This window comes from Bradyrhizobium symbiodeficiens, from assembly GCF_002266465.3.
Classification (GTDB): domain Bacteria; phylum Pseudomonadota; class Alphaproteobacteria; order Rhizobiales; family Xanthobacteraceae; genus Bradyrhizobium; species Bradyrhizobium symbiodeficiens.
Genome location: NZ_CP029427.2, coordinates 4,731,716 through 4,751,244 on the forward strand (window position 1 = coordinate 4,731,716; position 19,529 = coordinate 4,751,244).

The 19,529-nt window shown below is 65.1% G+C and carries 19 protein-coding genes; 13 read left to right on the forward strand and 6 right to left on the reverse strand.

What is annotated here, in order from left to right; translation table 11 throughout:
- The 6 genes from CIT39_RS22265 (at position 1) to CIT39_RS22290 (ending at position 7,946) form a co-directional block, all read left to right on the forward strand.
- A complete protein-coding gene (locus CIT39_RS22265; RefSeq protein WP_094972154.1) occupies positions 1-891 on the forward strand; it encodes an ABC transporter permease in 891 nt (296 codons plus the stop codon).
- 11 nt (positions 892-902) lie between these two features.
- Positions 903-2,552, forward strand: coding sequence for an ABC transporter ATP-binding protein (locus tag CIT39_RS22270; RefSeq protein WP_094972517.1), 1,650 nt, complete (start codon positions 903-905; stop codon positions 2,550-2,552).
- 255 nt (positions 2,553-2,807) lie between these two features.
- Positions 2,808-4,313 (forward strand): M81 family metallopeptidase, encoded by a 1,506-nt coding sequence (locus tag CIT39_RS22275; protein ID WP_094972155.1) that lies wholly within the window; start codon positions 2,808-2,810, stop codon positions 4,311-4,313.
- 14 nt (positions 4,314-4,327) lie between these two features.
- Positions 4,328-5,500: a M20 aminoacylase family protein gene (locus CIT39_RS22280; RefSeq protein WP_094972156.1), complete on the forward strand. Its 1,173-nt coding sequence runs from the start codon at positions 4,328-4,330 to the stop codon at positions 5,498-5,500.
- Positions 5,493-6,914: an amidase gene (locus tag CIT39_RS22285; RefSeq protein WP_094972518.1), complete on the forward strand. Its 1,422-nt coding sequence runs from the start codon at positions 5,493-5,495 to the stop codon at positions 6,912-6,914. Before CIT39_RS22280 ends, CIT39_RS22285 begins: the two co-directional genes overlap by 8 nt.
- A 141-nt stretch (positions 6,915-7,055) precedes the next feature.
- Positions 7,056-7,946 (forward strand): crotonase/enoyl-CoA hydratase family protein, encoded by an 891-nt coding sequence (locus tag CIT39_RS22290; protein ID WP_094972157.1) that lies wholly within the window; start codon positions 7,056-7,058, stop codon positions 7,944-7,946.
- A 104-nt stretch (positions 7,947-8,050) separates the two neighbouring features.
- Here CIT39_RS22290 and CIT39_RS22295 read toward each other — a convergent pair whose 3' ends face one another.
- The 3 genes from CIT39_RS22295 to CIT39_RS22305 form a co-directional block, all read right to left on the reverse strand.
- Positions 8,051-9,028, reverse strand: a complete 978-nt coding sequence (locus CIT39_RS22295) for an NADPH:quinone oxidoreductase family protein (RefSeq protein WP_094972158.1) — start codon at positions 9,026-9,028, stop codon at positions 8,051-8,053.
- The gene (locus tag CIT39_RS22300; RefSeq protein WP_094972159.1) at positions 9,028-9,636 is read right to left on the reverse strand and encodes a 2-hydroxychromene-2-carboxylate isomerase; all 609 of its coding nucleotides are present in this window, start codon (positions 9,634-9,636) and stop codon (positions 9,028-9,030) included. The genes CIT39_RS22295 and CIT39_RS22300 overlap by 1 nt, the downstream gene beginning before the upstream one ends.
- 138 nt (positions 9,637-9,774) lie before the next feature.
- The gene (locus CIT39_RS22305) at positions 9,775-10,476 is read right to left on the reverse strand and encodes a glutathione S-transferase N-terminal domain-containing protein (RefSeq protein ID WP_094972519.1); all 702 of its coding nucleotides are present in this window, start codon (positions 10,474-10,476) and stop codon (positions 9,775-9,777) included.
- Between the two features lie 121 nt (positions 10,477-10,597).
- Between CIT39_RS22305 and CIT39_RS22310 the strand changes: the two genes are divergently transcribed.
- Positions 10,598-11,620 carry a methionine synthase gene (locus tag CIT39_RS22310; RefSeq protein ID WP_094972160.1) on the forward strand — a complete coding sequence of 341 codons (1,023 nt, stop codon included), beginning with the start codon at positions 10,598-10,600 and terminating at the stop codon, positions 11,618-11,620.
- 26 nt (positions 11,621-11,646) lie between these two features.
- Here the strand turns inward: CIT39_RS22310 and CIT39_RS22315 are convergent, their stop codons facing one another.
- Genes CIT39_RS22315 through CIT39_RS22325 form a run of 3 tightly spaced genes read right to left on the reverse strand, consistent with a single transcriptional unit; the run spans position 11,647 to position 13,627 of the window.
- On the reverse strand, positions 11,647-12,309 hold the full coding sequence (locus CIT39_RS22315) for a hypothetical protein (RefSeq protein WP_094972161.1): 663 nt from the start codon (positions 12,307-12,309) through the stop codon (positions 11,647-11,649).
- A 16-nt stretch (positions 12,310-12,325) separates the two neighbouring features.
- Complete coding sequence (gene gpt / locus CIT39_RS22320) at positions 12,326-12,853, reverse strand: xanthine phosphoribosyltransferase (protein ID WP_094972162.1); 528 nt, start codon at positions 12,851-12,853, stop codon at positions 12,326-12,328.
- A 36-nt stretch (positions 12,854-12,889) separates the two neighbouring features.
- Positions 12,890-13,627 (reverse strand): competence/damage-inducible protein A, encoded by a 738-nt coding sequence (locus tag CIT39_RS22325; protein WP_094972163.1) that lies wholly within the window; start codon positions 13,625-13,627, stop codon positions 12,890-12,892.
- 222 nt (positions 13,628-13,849) lie between these two features.
- Between CIT39_RS22325 and CIT39_RS22330 the strand changes: the two genes are divergently transcribed.
- The 6 genes from CIT39_RS22330 (at position 13,850) to CIT39_RS22355 (ending at position 19,385) form a co-directional block, all read left to right on the forward strand.
- On the forward strand, positions 13,850-15,268 hold the full coding sequence (locus CIT39_RS22330; protein ID WP_094972164.1) for a circularly permuted type 2 ATP-grasp protein: 1,419 nt from the start codon (positions 13,850-13,852) through the stop codon (positions 15,266-15,268).
- Between the two features lie 4 nt (positions 15,269-15,272).
- Positions 15,273-16,217: an alpha-E domain-containing protein gene (locus CIT39_RS22335; RefSeq protein ID WP_094972165.1), complete on the forward strand. Its 945-nt coding sequence runs from the start codon at positions 15,273-15,275 to the stop codon at positions 16,215-16,217.
- A gap of 169 nt (positions 16,218-16,386) precedes the next feature.
- Entirely contained in the window at positions 16,387-17,235 is an 849-nt protein-coding gene (locus CIT39_RS22340; RefSeq protein ID WP_094972166.1) for a transglutaminase family protein, read from the forward strand.
- A 71-nt stretch (positions 17,236-17,306) separates the two neighbouring features.
- Complete coding sequence (locus CIT39_RS22345) at positions 17,307-17,714, forward strand: carboxymuconolactone decarboxylase family protein (RefSeq protein ID WP_094972167.1); 408 nt, start codon at positions 17,307-17,309, stop codon at positions 17,712-17,714.
- A 129-nt stretch (positions 17,715-17,843) separates the two neighbouring features.
- Positions 17,844-18,602, forward strand: a complete 759-nt coding sequence (locus CIT39_RS22350) for a proteasome-type protease (protein WP_094972168.1) — start codon at positions 17,844-17,846, stop codon at positions 18,600-18,602.
- Between the two features lie 24 nt (positions 18,603-18,626).
- Positions 18,627-19,385, forward strand: coding sequence for an SDR family oxidoreductase (locus CIT39_RS22355; RefSeq protein WP_094972169.1), 759 nt, complete (start codon positions 18,627-18,629; stop codon positions 19,383-19,385).
- Positions 19,386-19,529: the final 144 nt, after the last annotated feature.

The following is a 19,529-nucleotide window of genomic DNA, read 5'->3' on the forward strand; positions in this document are numbered from 1 at the left end:
ATGTCGGTCGATACCCTTCCCCAGTCGTCCATTCCGATCACGTCGCCGCTGCGGCCGCGCTTCGGATTCCTGACCTCGACGCCGATCATCGCCATGGCGACGATCCTGCTCACGCTGATCGTGCTGATCTCGATCCTCGCGCCGCTGATCGCGCCGCATGATCCGATCCAGCTCGCGCCGTCGCAGCGATTGAAGCCGGCGTCCGCGCAGTTCCTGCTCGGCACCGATGCCTATGGCCGTGATCTGGCTTCGCGCGTCCTCTATGGCGGCCGCATCTCGCTTCTGATCGGAATCGGCTCGGCGGTCCTCTCGATCGTCATCGGACTCGCGATCGGCCTCGTCTCCGGCTTCTTCAAGCTGGTCGACGCGGTGCTGATGCGGGTCATGGACGGCTTGATGGCGATGCCGAGCATCCTGCTCGCGATCGCCGTGGTCTCACTGTCAGGCGCCAGCATCTGGACGGTGCTGATCGCGATCACCATCCCGGAGATTCCGCGCGTGGCGCGCCTGGTGCGCTCGGTGGTGCTGTCGGCGCGCGAGGAGCCTTATGTGGAAGCGGCGATCTCGGTCGGCTCGTCCTTGCCGAAGATCATGTGGCGGCACCTGATGCCGAACACCATCGCGCCGCTGATCGTCCAGGGCACCTATGTCTGCGCGAGCGCCATCCTCACCGAGGCGATCCTCTCCTTCCTCGGCGCCGGCATCTCGCCGGAAACGCCGACCTGGGGCAACATCATGGCCGAGGGCCGCCAGTACTTCCAGATCAAGCCGTCGCTGATCTTCTGGCCGGGCCTTCTGCTCTCGATCGCCATCCTCAGTATCAACCTGATCGGCGATGCCGCCCGCGACGCCCTCGATCCGCGCATGAAGCAGCGGGAAGGCAAGTTATGACCGATAAAGTGATGACCAACACCATCCTCGACATCAACAACCTCGTGGTCTCCGTCGGCAGGAAGCCGGGCGGGCCAAAGATCATCGACGGCATCTCGATCCAGGTCCGCGAGCGCGAAACGCTGTGCCTGGTCGGCGAAAGCGGCTCGGGCAAGTCGGTGACCTCGCTCACCACCATGGGCCTGTTGCCGAAGGGAACGCTGGTGCCCACCGCCGGCAGCGTCAAGCTGGTCGGCGAGGAGATCCTCACCGCGACCGACCGCCGCCTGCGCCAGCTTCGCGCCACGCAGATGGCGATGATCTTCCAGGAGCCGATGACCGCGCTCAATCCGGTGGTGCCGGTCGGCGGCCAGATCGACGAGGTGCTGCGCGCGCACACCAGTCTCGACGCCAGGGCGCGCAAGAAGCGCATCCTCGAGATGATGGAGCAGGTGCGCCTGCCCCAGGTCGAGCGCATCTTCGCCTCCTATCCGCACCGCCTCTCCGGCGGCCAGCGCCAGCGCATCATGATCGCGATGGCGCTGGTGCTCGAGCCGAAGCTGCTCATTGCCGACGAGCCGACCACAGCGCTGGACGTCACCACGCAGAAGCAGATCCTGACCCTGATCCGCGACCTCCAGCGCGATCACGGCACAGCGGTGCTGTTCATCACCCACGACATGGGCGTGGTGGCCGAGATCGCCGACCGCGTCGCCGTGATGCGTCAGGGCCGGCTGGTCGAGACCGGCCCGCTCGAGACCGTGCTGCGCAATCCGACCATGGAATACACCCGCAATCTGCTCGCGGCGGTGCCGAGCCTGGTGCCGCGGGCGGCGCGCGACGAGAGCCGCGAGCCTGTCGTGCTGGAAGCCAACGAGCTCAGCAAGGTCTACAAGGAGCGCGCGTTCTTCGGCAAAGGCCGCGAGGTCGTTGCCGCCGACAAGGTGACGCTGACGCTGCGCAAGGGCCGCACGCTCGGCATCGTCGGCGAAAGCGGCTCCGGCAAGTCGACGGTGGCGCGCTGCATCGTCCGCCTGATCGATCCGACCTCCGGCGGCGTGCGCCTCGCCGGCCGCGAGATCGCCGACATCTCGCGCCGCCTGCTGCAGCCGCACCGCAAGAAGATCCAGATCGTGTTCCAGGATCCCTACCGCTCGCTCAACCCGCGCGTCACCGTCGGCGAGAGCATCGCCGAAGGTCCGATCAATTACGGCGTCGCGCATGCCGACGCGATGAAACGCGCTCGCGAGCTGCTCGAGCTGGTCGGCCTGCCGGCCGACGCCGTGTCGCGCTATCCGCACCAGTTCTCCGGCGGCCAGCGCCAGCGCATCGCCATCGCCCGTGCGCTCGCGCTCGATCCCGACGTGCTGGTCGCGGACGAAGCCGTCTCGGCGCTCGACGTCTCGGTCCAGGCACAGGTGCTGGAACTCTTCGACGAGATCCAGAATCGGCTCGGCATCGCGATCCTGTTCATCACCCACGATTTGCGCGTTGCCGCCCAGATCTGCGACGAGGTCGTGGTGATGCAGCACGGCCGCGTCGTCGAGCAAGGCCCAGCCGCCGAGGTGCTGACGCATCCGAAAGAGGATTATACAAGGGCTCTGCTGGAAGCAGCACCGGGCCGTGGTTGGGATTTCGCGAACTTTCGGCCGGTGTCGGAAGGTGTGGCGGCGAGCGCCTAAATCTCTCAGTCGTCATTCCGGGGCATCGCGAAGCGATGAGCCCGGAATGCACCGAACTACAGAGTTTGCTGCACCATGGATTCTCGGGTACGCAATTGCGCACCCTAGCTCGCGCCAACTGGCGCACCCCGGAATGACGGCGGAGCAGCATTCCTAAAACGTCTTGACCCTATGCGCGGCGCGAGTGCGTCCCGCCTTGCTCTCTCCGCAAGGCCAAGGCTAACGTCCCCCTCTTTGCTCACCGGACCAGAATTGATGACACGCATCGCCGTCGGCGGCTTCCTGCACGAGACCAACACCTTCGCTCCCACCAAGGCGACCTTCGCCGACTTCCAGCATGGCGGCGGCTGGCCGGCGATGACTGAAGGCGCCGACGTCCTGAAGGTGATGCGCCGCATCAATGTCGGCCTTGCCGGCTTCGTCGACGGCGCAGAGGCCAATGGCTGGGAACTCGTTCCGACGATCGCCTGCGGTGCAAGCCCGTCGGCGCACGTCACCCGGGATGCCTTCGAGCGCATCGTCAAGTTGATGGTCGATGGCATCGCGGCCGCCGGCCCGCTCGATGCGGTCTATCTCGATCTGCACGGCGCCATGGTGACCGAGCATCTCGACGACGGCGAAGGCGAGATCCTGGCGCGCGTGCGCCGCGTCATCGGCAAGGACGTTCCGCTGGTCACCAGCCTCGACCTGCACGCCAACGTCACGCCCGAGATGATGGAACACGCCGACGCGCTGATCGCCTACCGCACCTATCCGCATGTCGACATGGCGGAGACCGGCCGTGCCTCGGCGCGGCATCTCGCTTTGCTGCTGAACACGAAGCAGCGCTTTGCAAAAGCGTTCCGTCAATTGCCGTTCCTGATCCCGATCAGCTGGCAATGCACCAACGACCAGCCGACCAAAGGCATCTACGAAAAGCTCGCCGCCTTGGAGACCGACGCAGTTCCGACGCTGTCTTTCGCACCGGGCTTTCCCGCCGCCGATTTCCGCGACTGCGGCCCGAGCGTGTTCGCCTACGGCAAGACGCAAGAGGACGCCGATCGCGCGGCGGATGCGATCGTCAAGCTGATCGAAAGCCACGAGGACGATTTCGACGGCAAGATCTGGTCGCCCGACGACGGCGTGCGGCACGCCATGGAACTTGCGAAGGGCGCGAGCAAGCCGATCATCATCGCCGACACCCAGGACAATCCCGGCGCCGGCGGCGATTCCGACACCACAGGCATGCTGCGCGCGCTGGTCCGCAACAGAGCGAGTGCGGCGACCGGCGCGATCTACGATCCGGTCTCGGCCAAGGCCGCGCATGACGCCGGCGTCGGTGCCACCGTGACGCTGTCGCTCGGCGGCAAGTCCGGCATTCCCGGCGACGAACCCTATACCGAGACCTTCGTGGTCGAAAACCTCTCCGACGGCCGCTTCATCGCGCCCGGCCCGTACTATGGCGGCCGCGAGATGGAGATGGGCCCCTCAGCTTGCTTGCGCATCGGCGACGTCCGCGTCGTCGTCTCCTCGCACAAGGCGCAACTCGCCGACCAGGCGATGTACCGCTATGTCGGCATCGAGCCGACCGAGCAGAAGATTTTGGTCAACAAGAGCTCTGTGCATTTCCGCGCCGATTTCGAGCCGATCGCGGAGGAGCTGATGATCTGCGCCGCCCCCGGCGCGATGCCGGCCGACACCGCCACCCTGCCCTGGACGCGCCTGCGGCCAGGCATCCGCATCAAGCCGAACGGCTCCGTTTTCACGCCTCCCTCACGCTAACCGGACAGAGACACATGCCCACGATCGACCGCATCGACGGTTACGCCGACGAGCTCACCGCCATCCGCCGCGACCTGCACGCCCATCCCGAAATCGGCTTCGAGGAAGTGCGCACCTCCGGCATCGTCGCCGACAAGCTGAAGAGCTGGGGCATCGAGGTGCATCGCGGCCTCGGCGGCACCGGCGTGATCGGCGTCATCAAGGGCAAGGGTTCGGGCAGCAAGCGCATCGGGCTGCGCGCCGACATGGACGCACTGCCGATGGAGGAGAACACCAATCTGAAGTGGAGCTCGAAAATCCCCGGCCGCTTCCACGGCTGCGGCCATGACGGCCACACCACCATGCTGCTCGGCACCGCGCGCTACCTCGCCGAGACCAAGAACTTCGACGGCACCGTACATTTGATTTTCCAGCCGGCCGAGGAAGGTCTCGGCGGCGCCCGCGCGATGATCAAGGACGGCCTGTTCGAGAAGTTCCCCTGCGACGAGCTGTACGGCCTGCACAACGCGCCCGACCTCAACCACGGCGAGATCGCGATCCTGCCCGGCCCGGCGATGGCCAGCGCCGACTTCTTCGACCTGCGCATCACCGGCTACGGCGCGCATGGCGCGATGCCGGAGCGCTCCAAGGACGCGGTGATCATCGCGACCACGCTGGCGCAGGCGATCCAGACCATCGTCAGCCGCAACGTCGAGCCGCTCCAGGCCGCCGTCATCTCGATCACGCAGATCCATGCCGGCTCGGCCTACAACGTCATCCCCGGCGACGCGCATCTTTGCGGCACCATCCGCACCTTCTCGAAAGAAGTCCGCACTCTGATAGCGGAACGCATCCGTACGATCTGCGCCGGCATCGCGAGTGCCTACGAATGCGTGATCGACGTCGACATCCGCGACACCTTCGACGTGCTGATCAACCAGGTTGAGCAGTCCAAGGTGGTCGAGGAAGTCGCGCGCACTATCGTCGACCCCGCCAACGTCATCACCCGCGCCCAGCCCAAGATGGGCAGCGAGGATTTCGCCGACATGCTGCAGACCATTCCCGGCGCCTATTTCTGGGTCGGCCATGACGGCTCGGTGCCGGTGCACAATCCCGGCTTCGTGCTCGACGACAAGATCCTGCCGATCGGCGCCAGCATGTTCGCCCGCATCATCGAGACCCGCATGCCGGTTGGCGCTCATGCCTAAGAAGAGCGTTGAAGAGGCGGTCACCTCGCTGCACGATCTGTCCGCGGTCGATCTGATCGCGGGCTATCGCGCCAAGCAATTCTCGCCCAGCGAGGTGCTTGAGGATTTGCTCGCGCACGTCGCTGCGTGGGAACCGCATCTGAAGGCGCTCTATGCGTTCGATCCCGACGGCGCGCGCGAGGCCGCCAAGGCCTCGACCGCGCGCTGGACCGGCGGCGAGCCGTCCGGTGCGCTCGACGGCGTACCCGTGACGGTGAAGGACAACATCGCGACCAAGGGCGTGCCGGTGCCGCTGGGCGCCGCCAGCGTCAAGCTCGTCCCGGCCGAGAAGGACGCCCCGCCCGCCGCGCGCCTGCGCGAGGCAGGCAGCATCATCTTCGCCAAGACCACCATGCCCGATTACGGCATGCTGTCCTCCGGGCTCTCCTCTTTCCACGCACTCGCGCGCAACCCCTGGGACCTCTCCAAGAATCCCGGCGGGTCAAGTGCGGGCGCCGGCGCCGCGGCGGCGGCCGGCTATGGCCCGCTGCATCTCGGCACCGACATCGGCGGCTCGGTCCGCCTGCCCGCGGGCTGGTGCGGCCTCGTCGGATTGAAGCCGAGCTTCGGCCGCGTGCCGATCGATCCGACCTATGTCGGCCGCGTCGCCGGCCCCATGACCCGCACGGTCGACGATTGCGCACTGATGATGAGCGTGATCGCAAAGCCCGACCGGCGCGACGGCATGAGCCTGCCGGCCGAGCCGCTGAACTGGAAGGGCCTGGAGAAATCACCGCGCAAGCTACGCATCGGATTGATGCTCGATGCCGGCGTCGGCCTGCCCGCGGAAAGGTCCGTTCGTGAGGTTGCGGTGAAAGCTGCAAAGGCATTCGAATCTGCTGGCGCCGTCGTCACGGAGATCGACGGCATCCTGACGCGCGAGATGCTCGACGGCCTCGACAATTTTTGGCGGGCCCGCATGTGGGACGATCTGTCGAAGCTGACGCCGGCCGAACAGGCCAAGGTGCTGCCCTATATCTTCGAGTGGGGCGCATCCGGCGCGAAGCTGTCGGGCGTCGATGTCATCCGCGGCTTCAACCAGACCATGGCGATCCGCGCGGCGGCGTCAAAGCTGTTCTGCGAACTCGATTACGTGATCTCGCCGACCGCGCCGAACGTGAACTATTCGGCGGAATGGGCCTCGCCCACCAACGATCCGATGAGGCCGTTCGAACACATCTGCTATACCGTGCCGTGGAATATGTCGGAGAACCCAGCCGTCTCGCTCAACGGCGGCTTCGACGCCGAGGGCTTCCCGATCGGCGTGCAGATCGTCGGCCGCCGCTTCGACGATATCGGCGTGCTCGGCATGGCCAAGGCGTTTGAGGGCCTGCGCGGAGCGCAGAGGCCCTGGCCCAAGCCGCCGGCGAAGTAAGCATTCTGTCATGGCCGGGCTTGTCCCGGCCACCCACGGTCTCGTACCGGCCGCCACATGCCCAGTCCGCGCAAGACGGACGGTGACGACCATGCATGACGTCACTTCGAGACAGAATTCAAGGCAAGGAAGGAAACCACCATGGCGTATGAGACGATCAAATACGAGGTCGCCGAGCAGATCCTCACCATCACCCTCAACCGGCCCGACAAGCTCAACGCCTTCAACGCGCAGATGCAGGCAGAGCTGATCGACGCGTTCGAGGCCGCCGACAAGGACGACAACGTCCGCGCCATCATCGTGACAGGCGCCGGCCGCGGTTTTTGCGCGGGCGCCGATCTATCGTCAGGTGCTGATACCTTCGATCGCGACGCTCGGCGCGGACCGGTGAAGCGCTTCGCCGACGGCAAGGTGGACTACAGCGATCCGCAGGTGCGCGACGGTGGCGGCCAGGTGACCTTGCGCATCTTCAAATGCCTCAAGCCCGTGATCGCCGCGGTGAATGGCCCGGCCGTCGGCATCGGCGTCACCATGCAGCTCGCCATGGACATTCGCATCGCCTCTGATGCCGCACGCTTCGGTTTCGTGTTCTCCCAGCGCGGCATCGTGCCGGAGGCGGCATCGAGCTGGTTCCTGCCGCGCATCGTCGGCATCTCGCAGGCGCTGGAATGGTGCTATTCGGGCCGTGTCTTCCCAGCCCAGGAAGCCCTCGCCGGCCGCCTCGTCAGCAAGGTCGTCGCTCCCGATGATCTGCTGCCGACCGCCCGCGCGCTCGCCAAGGAATTCGCGGCCAAGACCGCACCTGTGTCGGTCGCGCTGATCCGCCAGATGATGTGGCGAATGATGGGCGCCGACGATCCCATGGAAGCCCACAAGGTCGACAGCCGCGGCATCTACGCCCGCGGCCGCTCCGGGGACGTCAAGGAAGGCGTGGTGTCGTTCCTGGAGAAGCGACCGGCGCAATTCAAGGACAAGGTGTCCAGCGACATGCCGGACTATTTCCCGTGGTGGAGCGAGCGGGAATACAAGTGATCCTCTCGTAGGGTGGGCAAAGCGAAGCGTGCCCACGCACTTTTCGCGATCGAGAGACATGGTGGGCACGGCGCAAGAGCGCCTTTGCCCACCCTACGGCACCGTCACTCCATCACCAGCGCCACGCGACCGATCGCCTTGCGGTCGAGCAACAACCGCATCGCCTTCGCATAATCTTCCAGCGGCAGACGGTGCGAGACGTTGGGGCGCAGCTTGCCCTCCTCCGCCCATTGCAGCAGCGCCTTGAGGCGCACCTGCCCGAGCGCCGGATTTTTCCGCACGGCCTCGCCCGCGCGCACGCCGAGGACGCTGGCACCCTTGATCAGCAGCAGGTTGGTCTTGGCCGAGCCGATGCCGCCGGTGAAGCCGATCACCAAGAGCCGCGCACCCCAGGCGATGCTGCGCATCGAGTCTTCGAAGACCTGGCCGCCGACGGGATCGAACACGACGTCCGCGCCGCGATCATCGGTGATGCGCTTGACGGCATCGCGAAACGGCTCGCAGTCATAGCGGATGAGGTGATCGGCACCTCGCGCCCTGGCGATGGCGAGCTTCTCGTCGCTGGACGCGGTCGCGATCACGGTCGCGCCCAGCATCTTGCCGATCTCGACGGCGGCAAGGCCGACACCGCCACCGGCGCCATGGACCAGCAGCACCTCTCCCGGCTCGATCCGGCCGCGATCGATCAGCGCATGATAGGCGGTGCCATGGCCGGCGAGATAGGTCGCAGCTTCCGCGTAGTCGAATGTCGATGGCATCGGCGTGAGCTGCGACGGCGTGACCACGGCCTCGTCAGTGAACGCGCCGTGCCGCATCTTGACGATGACCTTGTCTCCGACGGCTACACCTCTCGCCTCGGCGCCGATTTCGGTGACGTCACCGGCGGCTTCCATGCCGGGCGTGAACGGCAGCTCGGGCTTGAGCTGATATTGGCCGGCGGCCATCAGCACGTCGGGAAAGTTCAGCCCGGCGGCACGGATCGCGACCCGCACCTCGCCCGGCCTCAGGGCGCGCGACGGAAACTCTTCCAGCCGCAAGGTTTCGGGCGCGCCGAGCGCGCGACAGACGACGGCGCGCACCATCAGGCCGCGCTCGCCTTGCTGCGCAACAGCGCATCCCGGATCAGCGGCAGCCGGTCATTGCCGAAATACATGTCGGTCTTGTTGACGAAGATCGTCGGCGAGCCGAAGCCGCCGCGGGCGACGACCTCTTCCGTATTCGCCTTGAGCTGATCCTTGATCGCTTGCGCCGAGATGCCGGCGAAGAATCCCTTCTCGTCGATGCCGACCCGCTTGCAGATCTCCGCGAGCACCGCGTCCTGCGAGATGTCCTTGTCCTCGCCCCAATAGGCCTCGAACACGGCCGTCGCGAACGGCACCATGTCCTTTCCGAGCCAGATGCAGCCGCGCATCGCCTTGACGCTGTTGACGGGAAACACGGTCGGCGGCATCTTGATCGCAAGGCCGGCCGAGCGCGCCCAGTCGGCGAGGTCCTTCTTCATGTAGCGCGCCTTCAGCGGCACCGGCGTCTCGCGCTGCGCATAGACGCTCGGATTGACCGTGTTGAAGATGCCGCCGACCAGGATCGGCCGCCAGCCGATCTCGACGCCCAATTCCCTGGCGAGCGGCTGGATGTTGTGGAAGGCGAGATAGGTCCAGGGGCTGGAGCAGTCGAAGAAGAATTCGATCATGGCGTTTCCTTTGTGCTCTCGTCATTCCGGGGCGCGCCCTCTTGGGCGCGAGCCCGGAATCCATTTCGCAGCATTCGCTGAAGCTCGATGGATTCCGGGCTCGCGACGTCGTCGCGCCCCGGAATGACGGCGTGGCCGTCACTTCTTTCCCAACACTTCCTTAGCCCGTTGCCCGAACATGATCTTGCGTGATTCCTCGTCGAACGGCTCTTTCACGAACTTTCCGATCGCAAGCCCCGCCTGCACCTGCGGCCTGGCGCGGACCTCGGCATACCAGCGTTTGACGTTTGGATAGTCGTCCAGCGTAAAGCCCTGCGCCTTGTGGGTCATGGTCCAGGGGAAGCAGGCGATGTCGGCAATGGAATAGTCGCCGGCAACATAGGCGCCGGTCTTGCCGAGTTGCCGGTCGAGCACGCCATAGAGCCGCGCGGCCTCGTCGCGGTAGCGTTCGATCGCATAGGGGATCTTCTCCGCCGCATAGAGCGCGAAATGGCCGTGCTGGCCGAGCATCGGACCAAGGCCTGCCATCTGCCACATCACCCACTGAATCGTGGTGGATCGTCCACGCAAATCGGTGGGCAGAAAGCGGCCGGTCTTCTCCGCGAGATAGATCAGGATCGCGCCGGTCTCGAACACCGAGAACGGTTCGCCGCCATCGGCGGGCGCGTGATCGACGATTGCGGGAATCCGGTTGTTCGGGGAGATCGCGAGAAACTCCGGGCTGAACTGCTCGCCGGCACGGATGTTGACGGGCTTCACGGTGTAAGGAAGCCCGAGTTCCTCCAGCATGATCGAGATTTTCCAGCCGTTCGGCGTCGGCGCGTAATAGAGGTCGATCATGACCTTTCCTTTGGCCTTCCCTGCTTTCGTCACCGGACTGGAGAGCGACTTTTGTTGTTCTGTACCTCGACGTTAGGACATGGCAGGAAGGGGCGCAACACAACCCGCCGGGAGGGCCGCCATGCTGTTTCCAACCACGATCGCCGGCTCCTTGCCGAAGCCGGAATGGCTCGCCGAGCCCAACATGCTCTGGGCCCCCTGGAAGGCGCAGGGCGACGAGCTGCTGCGCGCCAAGCGCGATGCGACGCTGATCTGGCTGAAGATCCAGGAGGACGCCGGAATCGACATCCTCACCGAGGGCGAGCAGGCCCGGCAGCATTTCGTGCACGGCTTTCTGGAGAAGATCGAAGGCATCGATTTCGCCCACAAGGTCGAGATGGGCATCCGCAAGGACCGCTACAAGGCGATGGTGCCACAGGTGGTCGCCCCGCTACGGCTGAAGGAGCGCGTCCATGCCTTCGAGGCGCGCGTGGCGCGCACGCACACGAAGAGGAAGCTGAAGTTCACCCTGCCCGGCCCGATGACCATCATCGACACCATTGCCGATCGCTACTATGGCGATCGCGTCAAGATGGCGTTCGCCTTCGCCGAACTGCTGAACGAGGAAGCCAAGGCCTTGCAGGCCGATGGTGTCGATCTCGTGCAGTTCGACGAGCCCGCCTTCAATGTCTACATGGACGAGGTCAACGATTGGGGCATCAAGGCGCTGGAGCGGGCCGCGCGGGGGCTGACCTGCGCCACCGCCGTTCACATCTGCTACGGCTACGGCATCAAGGCCAACACCGACTGGAAGGAGACGCTCGGCACGCAGTGGCGCCAATACGAGCAGATCTTTCCGGCGATCGACGCCAGCCCGATCCAGCAAGTCGCAATCGAGTGCCGCAATTCCAAGGTGCCGCTCGACCTGCTCGCGCTCCTGAAGAACAAGATCGTGCAGGCCGGCGTGATCGACGTCGCCAGCGACACGGTCGAGACCGCCGAGGATGTCGTCAAGACGATCGACGCGGTGTCGAAATTCGTGCCCAAGAGCAACATCATCGCCACCACCAATTGCGGCATGGCGCCGATGCGGCGCGAGATCGCCGAAGCCAAGCTGATGGCGCTCGGCGCCGGCGCCGCGCTGGCGCGAGAGAAATTGGGATAAATGGCAAGGGTCCGCAGACCGCTCTGCTAATCCAGCGCCGTCGGATGCAGCGCCGGTTGATATCCGGCGCTCAGCGCACGCAATGTCGACGGGGGCGTCAGCAGCATTGGGCTCTCCAGCTCGTTGCTGGCGCGGGCATAGCCGGCTGGCGACCATCGCCACAGCCGAGCCTTCGTCACCAGAAAGCTTTCCTCGCCCTGCTGCACCATCGCGCCGTCGGGCAATTCTGCCACCGGCATCGGCAGCGCGTGCAGGCGCTTGCGGCCATGATCCAGACGCTCCAGGTGGAGCTGGGCGTCCATCGCCTTCGCACTCACCTTGCTCACGCCATTCCCCGTCTCCCACGCCGCGCGAAAGCGGTTGGCATCCTCGCGCCGGCAGAAGAAGCAGGGACGATGGCCGGCGGCAAAGGCGGTGGCTTCGTCGAGAAAGAACAACTCGGTCCAGCTCCGCCGCGCCATCACCGGCCGACGCCAGCCGCGGAATTCACACAGACATGTAATCCACGCCGGCGACGACCAGCGCTTGTTCAGCAGCGTCTTCGTCGCGGGATCGTGGATGATGCCGCGATTGCCGGTGAACAGGCCGCGATGCGGCGTGGCGATGATGTCGCCGGTGGGCGTGACGCGGTTCTGGAGCGGGTGAGTAGCGATTGGCGAATGGCGAGTGGAAGCCCTTCTATTCGCCATTCGCCACTCGCGCCGATCACGCCGCGCCGTCGCGCAGCGGCGGGTGATAGGACAACGCGGTGTCCCAGGGAAAGAAGATCCAGGTGTCCTGCGAGACTTCCGTGATGAAGGTGTCGACCAGCGGGCGGCCCTTCGGCTTGGCGTAGACGGTGGCGAAATGCGCATCGGGCAGCATCTCGCGCACCAGCCTGCCGGTCTTGCCGGTGTCGACGAGGTCGTCGACGATCAAGAGCCCCTTGCCGGTGCCGCCGCCGAGCTTCATGGCCTGCTCCGAAATGCCCTTGAGGACCTGGAGCTCGCCCTGCTTGTCGTGGTCGTAGCTGGCGATGCAGACCGTATCGATGACACGCACGCCGAGCTCGCGCGCCACGATCGCGGCCGGCACCAGGCCGCCGCGAGTGATCGCGATCACGGCGTGGAACGGGCCGACCTCGTTGAGCCGCCAGGTCAGTGCCCGGCAGTCGCGGTGGAACTGGTCCCACGAGACCGGGAAGGCCCTGCCCGACCGCTCCTGTGCGCTCAGTTCCGGTGCTTCACCAGCCATTGTCGTCTCCTGCTTCGCCTGCCGGCAAATTCCCTGCTAACGGGTGATGTTCAATCCCGCCAGCATTTCCTTCACCGCGGCCATCGCTGCCGCGAGCTTGTCCGCATCGCGCGAGCGCACCACGAGGTTCGTATTCGGCTTCTGCTCCTCGTCCATGAAGGGATAGCTGCCGATGATGGTGTCGGGATGGGCGGCGGCGATTTCCCGCAAGGGGCTGCCGATGTCGCCTTCGCGCGCATTGGCGCGGACCGATTCGGAGAGCATGCGCACGCCCGATTTCAGCTTGGGCGAGACGATGTCCATCATGGCCTGCATGATCGATGGCACGCCGGCCATCACGATGACATTGCCGATCTTGAAGCCGGGGGCGAGGATGGTGGCACTCTGGATCAGTTCGGCACCATCGGGGATGCGGGCCATGCGCAGGCGGGCCTCGTTGAGGTCCTGCTCGCTCCAGCGCTCGCGGAAGCGGGCGACCACCTCCGGGTGATGGTCGATGCCGACGCCGAACGCCTTGGCCACGCTGTCGGCGGTGATGTCGTCATGGGTCGGGCCGATGCCGCCGGTGGTGAAGACATAGGTGTAGCGATGCCGCAGTGCATCCAGGGCCGCGATGATGTCGGGCTCGTCGTCGGAGACGACCCGGACTTCCTTCAGGTCGATGCCGATGTTGGTGAGGTATTCGGCGATGAAGCCGATATTCTTGTCCTTGGTCCGGCCGGACAGGATTTCATCCCCGATGACCAGAATGCCCGCCGTGACGATCTCGCTCATACCTTAAGTCCCTCACCTCTGGTCCCGACTTTGCCGAGGTAACGCGTTGAAGTCACGCGGTTTTGCTGCCGAAATAAGCAGTCCTCAGCCATTTTTTCAGGCAGGCCGCCAAGCATCCCCGGCAAATGCCCTCTCCCCATGCTTATCGCGCTGGCCCGCCCCTTGCTACCTCCTCAAAGTCATGCACTCTTGCCGCATGGCCAGGGAGACACGTCGGGATCTATGGCAGTCGCGTTTGACGAAATGAATATTCCCGGTGGGGACCTTCGCCCCGCCTATCAGGAGCTGGCACGCTGGCTCAAGGAGACGCCTCCCGAGGCGCTCGAATATCGCCGCCAGGAAGCCGAGCTCCTGTTCCGCCGCATCGGCATTACCTTTGCGGTCTATGGCGATTCCGAATCGACCGAGCGCCTGATCCCGTTCGACGTGATCCCGCGGATCATGTCCGGCAAGGAATGGGGGGTGCTGGAAAAGGGGCTGAAGCAGCGCGTGAAGGCGCTGAACATGTTCCTGCGCGACGTCTATCATGGCCGCGACATCCTCCGCGCCGGGATCGTGCCCGAAGATCTGATCTTCCAGAACCCGGTGTTCCGGCCCGAGATGAACGGCCAGCAGGTGCCGCACGACATCTACGTGCACATCGCCGGCATCGACATCGTCCGGGTCGACGCCAACGACTTCCTCGTGCTGGAAGACAATGCGCGGACGCCGTCAGGCGTGTCCTACATGCTCGAGAACCGCGAGATCATGATGCGGTTGTTTCCGGATCTGTTCGCCCGCCACAGGGTGGCGCCGGTCGAGCGCTATCCGGACGAGCTGCTCTCGGCACTCCGCTCCGTCGCCCCGCTAAGCGCCTCGGGCGAGCCGACCGTCGCCCTGCTCACCCCCGGCGTCTACAACTCGGCCTATTACGAGCACTCCTTCCTCGCCGACAAGCTCGGCATCGAGTTGGTCGAGGGCCGCGACCTCATCGTCAAGAACAACGAAGTGTTCATGCGGACGACCGAGGGCGTGAAGCGGGTCGACGTGATCTATCGCCGCGTCGATGACGACTTCCTCGATCCCCTCACCTTTCGCCCCGATTCCGCGCTCGGGGTGCCCGGGCTGATGTCGGCCTATGCGGCCGGGAACATCACGCTCGCCAACGCCGTCGGTACCGGCATCGCCGACGACAAGGCGATCTACTCCTACATGCCCGACATCGTGAAATTCTATCTCGGCGAGGAGCCGATCCTGAAGAACGTGCAGACATGGCGCTGCCGCGAGCCGAAGGACCTCGCCTATGTGCTGGATCATTTGAGCGAGCTCGTCGTCAAGGAGGTGCACGGCTCCGGCGGCTACGGCATGCTGATCGGGCCCGCCGCGACCAAGGCAACGATCGAAGCGTTCCGCGAGAAGCTCAAGCGCGAGCCTGAAGGCTTCATCGCCCAGCCGACGCTGGCGCTCTCGACCTGCCCGACCTGCACAGCCTCCGGCCTCGCGCCGCGCCACGTGGATCTGCGGCCGTTCGTGCTCACCGGCAGCAAGAGCACCACGATCGTGCCGGGCGGGCTGACACGCGTCGCGCTGAAGGAAGGCTCCCTGGTGGTGAATTCGAGCCAGGGCGGCGGCACCAAGGACACCTGGATTTTGGACGAGTAGAGAGATGCTGTCGCGTACCGCCGAAAACCTCTACTGGCTCGCCCGCTACGTCGAACGGGCGGAATATCTCGCGCGCACCATCGATGCGACGCTGCGCGTCACGGCCTTGCCGGCCGCCTATATCGGCAAGACCAATGAATGGGACTCGGCGCTGCTCACCGCCGGCGTCGCCGCCAGCTTCTATCAGACCTACGAGGAAGCCAACGAGCACAACGTGGTCGACTACCTCTCGTTCTCCGTGGACAATCCGTCCTCGATCCGGAATTGCATCGAGGCGGCGCGGCTGAACTCGCGCTCGGTGCGCACCGCACTGACCAGCGAGATGTGGGACACGATCAACTCAGCGTGGATCGAGCTTCAGGCGGTCTGGAGCAAGGGCACCTCGACGCGCGAGGATCTGGCAAAGTTCCTGCGCTTCGTGCAGGAGACCTCGCTGCGCTTCGACGGCTCGGCGTACCGGACCATGCTCCGTAACGACGCCTACTGGTTCTCCCGGCTCGGCCTGCATCTGGAGCGCGCCGACAACACCGCACGCATTCTCGACGTGAAGTATCACGTGCTTCTGCCGGAAGAGGAGCACGTCGGCGGCCCGCTGGATTTCTATCAGTGGAGCTCGATCCTGCGCTCTGTGTCGGCGCTGACGGCCTATCACTGGGTCTATCGCGAAACGCTCAAACCGTGGCTGGTCGCGGATTTGCTCATCCTCAACGGCACGCTGCCGCGCTCGCTGGCGAGCTGCTATGACAATCTCGTGCGCAACCTCGACCAGATCGGCGTCGCCTATGGCCGCCAGGGCCCGGCCCAGCGCCACGCCCGCGGCATCCGCAACCGGCTCGAACACAGCAATATGAACGACATTTTCCAGCATGGCGTGCATGAATTCATTCAGGAATTCATCACGGACAATTCCAGGCTGGGCGAAATCATCACGAAGCAGTATCTGATCTGATGTCCCCCGGCTGACGAAAACGGGATATCGTCATGGCCGGGCTTGTCCCGGCCAACCACGTTCTTGCCTTCGCGCGCCGAAGAAGATCGTGGATGCCCGGGACAAGCCCGGGCATGACGAGCTTCTTCACGGTAAGCAGTCAGGCTAACCACTAACTTCACGGTCCACCATGCGCCTGCGAATCCTGCACACGACGACCTATCGCTACGAGCCGCCGGCCACCAGCGTGATCCAGATCCTGCGCATGACCCCGTGCAGCCATGACGGGCAATATGTTGCGGAATGGCAGATCGACGTCTCCACCGACACCAGGCTCGATGCCCACGAGGACGCGTTCGGCAACGTCACCCATGTGCTGTCCTGCGGGCCCGTCGGCGACATCAAGATCACCGCCGAGGGCCTGATCGAAACCCACGACACCGGCGGCGTGCTGCGCGGCACCGACGAGCGCTTCCCGGCAGGCATGTTCTTGCGCATCACCGACCTCACCTCGGCCAATCCGGCGATGATGGCGATCGCGCGCCAGTTGCGCAGCGAGGCCGAGAGCGACACGCTCGGCTTCCTGCACACGCTGATGACGGAGATCGGCGATCACATGACCTTCGACGAGGACCCGACCAACAGCGGCACGTCGGCCGCCGAGGCGTTCACGCTCAAGCGCGGCGTCTGCCAGGACTATGCGCACATTTTCATCGCCTGCGCCCGCACCAGCGGCGTGCCGGCGCGCTTCGTCTCCGGCCACTTCCTGCGCTCGGACGGCACGGTGCATCAGGACGCCGGCCATGCCTGGGCCGAAGCCTATGTGCCCGATCTCGGCTGGGTCGGCTTCGATCCCGCCAACAGCATCTGCGCCACCGATGCCCATGTCCGCGTCGCGATCGGGCTCGACTATCTTGGCGCAGCCCCGGTGCGTGGCACCCGCTATGGCGGCGGCGCGGAGACTCTGACCGTGGCCGTGAAGGTCGAGCACGCCAGCCGCGGCGGGCCGTCGCAATCGCAATCTCAGCGACAGAGCTAGGCGCAGCCATCCGAACGCCCGGGCCGTGCTACACTCGCGGGGATCAGATCTGCTCCCCTGCGAGGTACCCCATGGCAACCGTCAAGCTGCTTTCGGACGATGAACTCTCTCCTGAAGCGCGCGCCGTCTTCGACGATATCCGCAAGGTGCGGAAGTCGGATTTCGTCAACAATTTCTGGCGCGCGCTGGCGCATGATCCGAAGACGCTGCGGAGGACGTGGGAGAGCATCAAGGAGGTGATGGCCCCCGGCGCGCTCGATCCCAAGGTCAAGGAAATGCTCTATGTCGCGGTTTCGATCGCACATGGCTGCAGCTACTGCATTCACTCCCACACCGCCGGCGCACGGGCCAAGGGCATGACCGAGGCCGAATATGCCGAGATGCTCGCCATCGTCGGCATGGCCGCGGAGACCAACCGGCTGGTCACGGCGCTCGGCGTGCCGGTCGACGAGGCGTTTCTGGTCGACGCGGCCGAGTAGGCTGCTGTCTCACGCCGTCATTCCGGGCTCGCGACTTCGTCGCGCCCCGGAATGACGGCCGGAATCGGGGGTTTCATGCCTCCCCGAAATTGGCTAGTAATTCCGCGCAAACGCGTTCGGGGACTGGAAATGACCTATTGTTGCGGAATCCTGGTTCGGGACGGTCTGGTGATGATCGCCGATACCCGCACCAATGCCGGCCTCGACAACGTCTCGACCTTCCGCAAGCTGCACATCTTCTCAAAGCCCGGCGAGCGCATCATGGCGATCGCCAGTGCCGGCAACCTCGCCATCAGCCAGTCGGTGCTCTCGACGCTGACCGAAGGCCTGGAAGACCCCGACACGGGCGAGATCGAGACGCTGATGAACGCGCCGACCATGTTTCAGGCCGCCCAGCGCATCGGCCGCGCCATCCGGGCGGTGCACGCCACCGAAGGCCCGGCGCTGAAATCCGAGGACGTCTCCTTCGACGTCTCCTTCCTGTTCGGCGGCCAGATCAAGGGCTCCCGGATGCGCCTGTTCATGGTCTACACCGCCGGCAACTTCATCGAGTGCACAACCGATACGCCCTACTTGCAGATCGGCGAGCACAAATACGGCAAGCCGGTGCTCGACCGCGCCATGCATTACGACGTCGAGCTTTACGAGGCGCTGAAGACCGGCCTGATCTCGATGGACTCGACGATGCGTTCGAATCTCGGCGTCGGCCTTCCGATCGACGTGCTGGTGGTGCGTGCCGACGCCTGCGATGCCGATCTCAACCACCGCATCGAGGCGGGCGAGCCCTATTTCCACGATCTGCGCTCGCGCTGGTCCGCGGCGCTGCGCGCGGCGCATCAGAACATTCCGCGGCCGCCCTACAAGAACGAAAAAGAACCGAAAACCTGACAACTGAAGAAAAGGCAGGAAACGATGAGTGAAGCAAAGAAGATCGCCCTGGTGACGGGCGCCGGCACCGGCGTCGGGCGCGCAGCGTCGCTGGCCTTGATGAACACCGGCTTCACCGTGGTGCTGGTCGGTCGCCGGCTCGACATGCTCGAGGAGACCGCAAAGCTCGGACCCGCCGGCAAAAGCCTGTGCGTCACCGCCGACATGACCAAGCCGGACCAGATCGCCGCACTGTTCGACAAGGTGAAGGCCACCTATGGCCGCCTCGACGTGCTCTTCAACAATGCCGGCATGGGCGCGCCGGCCGTGCCGTTCGAAGACCTTGGCCTCGAGCAATGGCAGGCCGTGGTGAACACCAACCTCACCGGCCCGTTCCTGTGCACTCAGCACGCCTTCCGCATCATGAAGGAGCAGAGCCCGCGCGGCGGCCGCATCATCAACAACGGCTCGATCTCGGCGCACGCGCCGCGCCCGTTCTCGGCGGCCTACACCTCGACCAAGCACGCCATCACCGGCCTGACCAAGGCCAGCAATCTCGACGGTCGCATGTACGACATCGCGGTCGGCCAGGTCGACATCGGCAATGCCGCGACCCCGATGACCGACCGCATGGTCAACGGACCCGGCGTGCTGCAGCCGGACGGCACCACCAAGCACGAACCGCGCATGGACGCCAAGGCGGTCGGCGATGCCGTCGCCTACATGGCCGGCCTGCCGCTCGACGCCAACGTGCTGACGATGACGGTGATGGCGACCAAGATGCCGTTCGTCGGGCGGGGCTAAAGCAAAATTTGCGAAAACAACCCCATGCACAGTAGGGATCTCATTGATTCCTCTGTGCTTTGTCCGCAGCTTTCGGGGGCATCCAGGTCGTTCGTCTCGTTCCCGGACGCAGCGTGGCATGCAATGACGCGCTGCTGAGCCGGG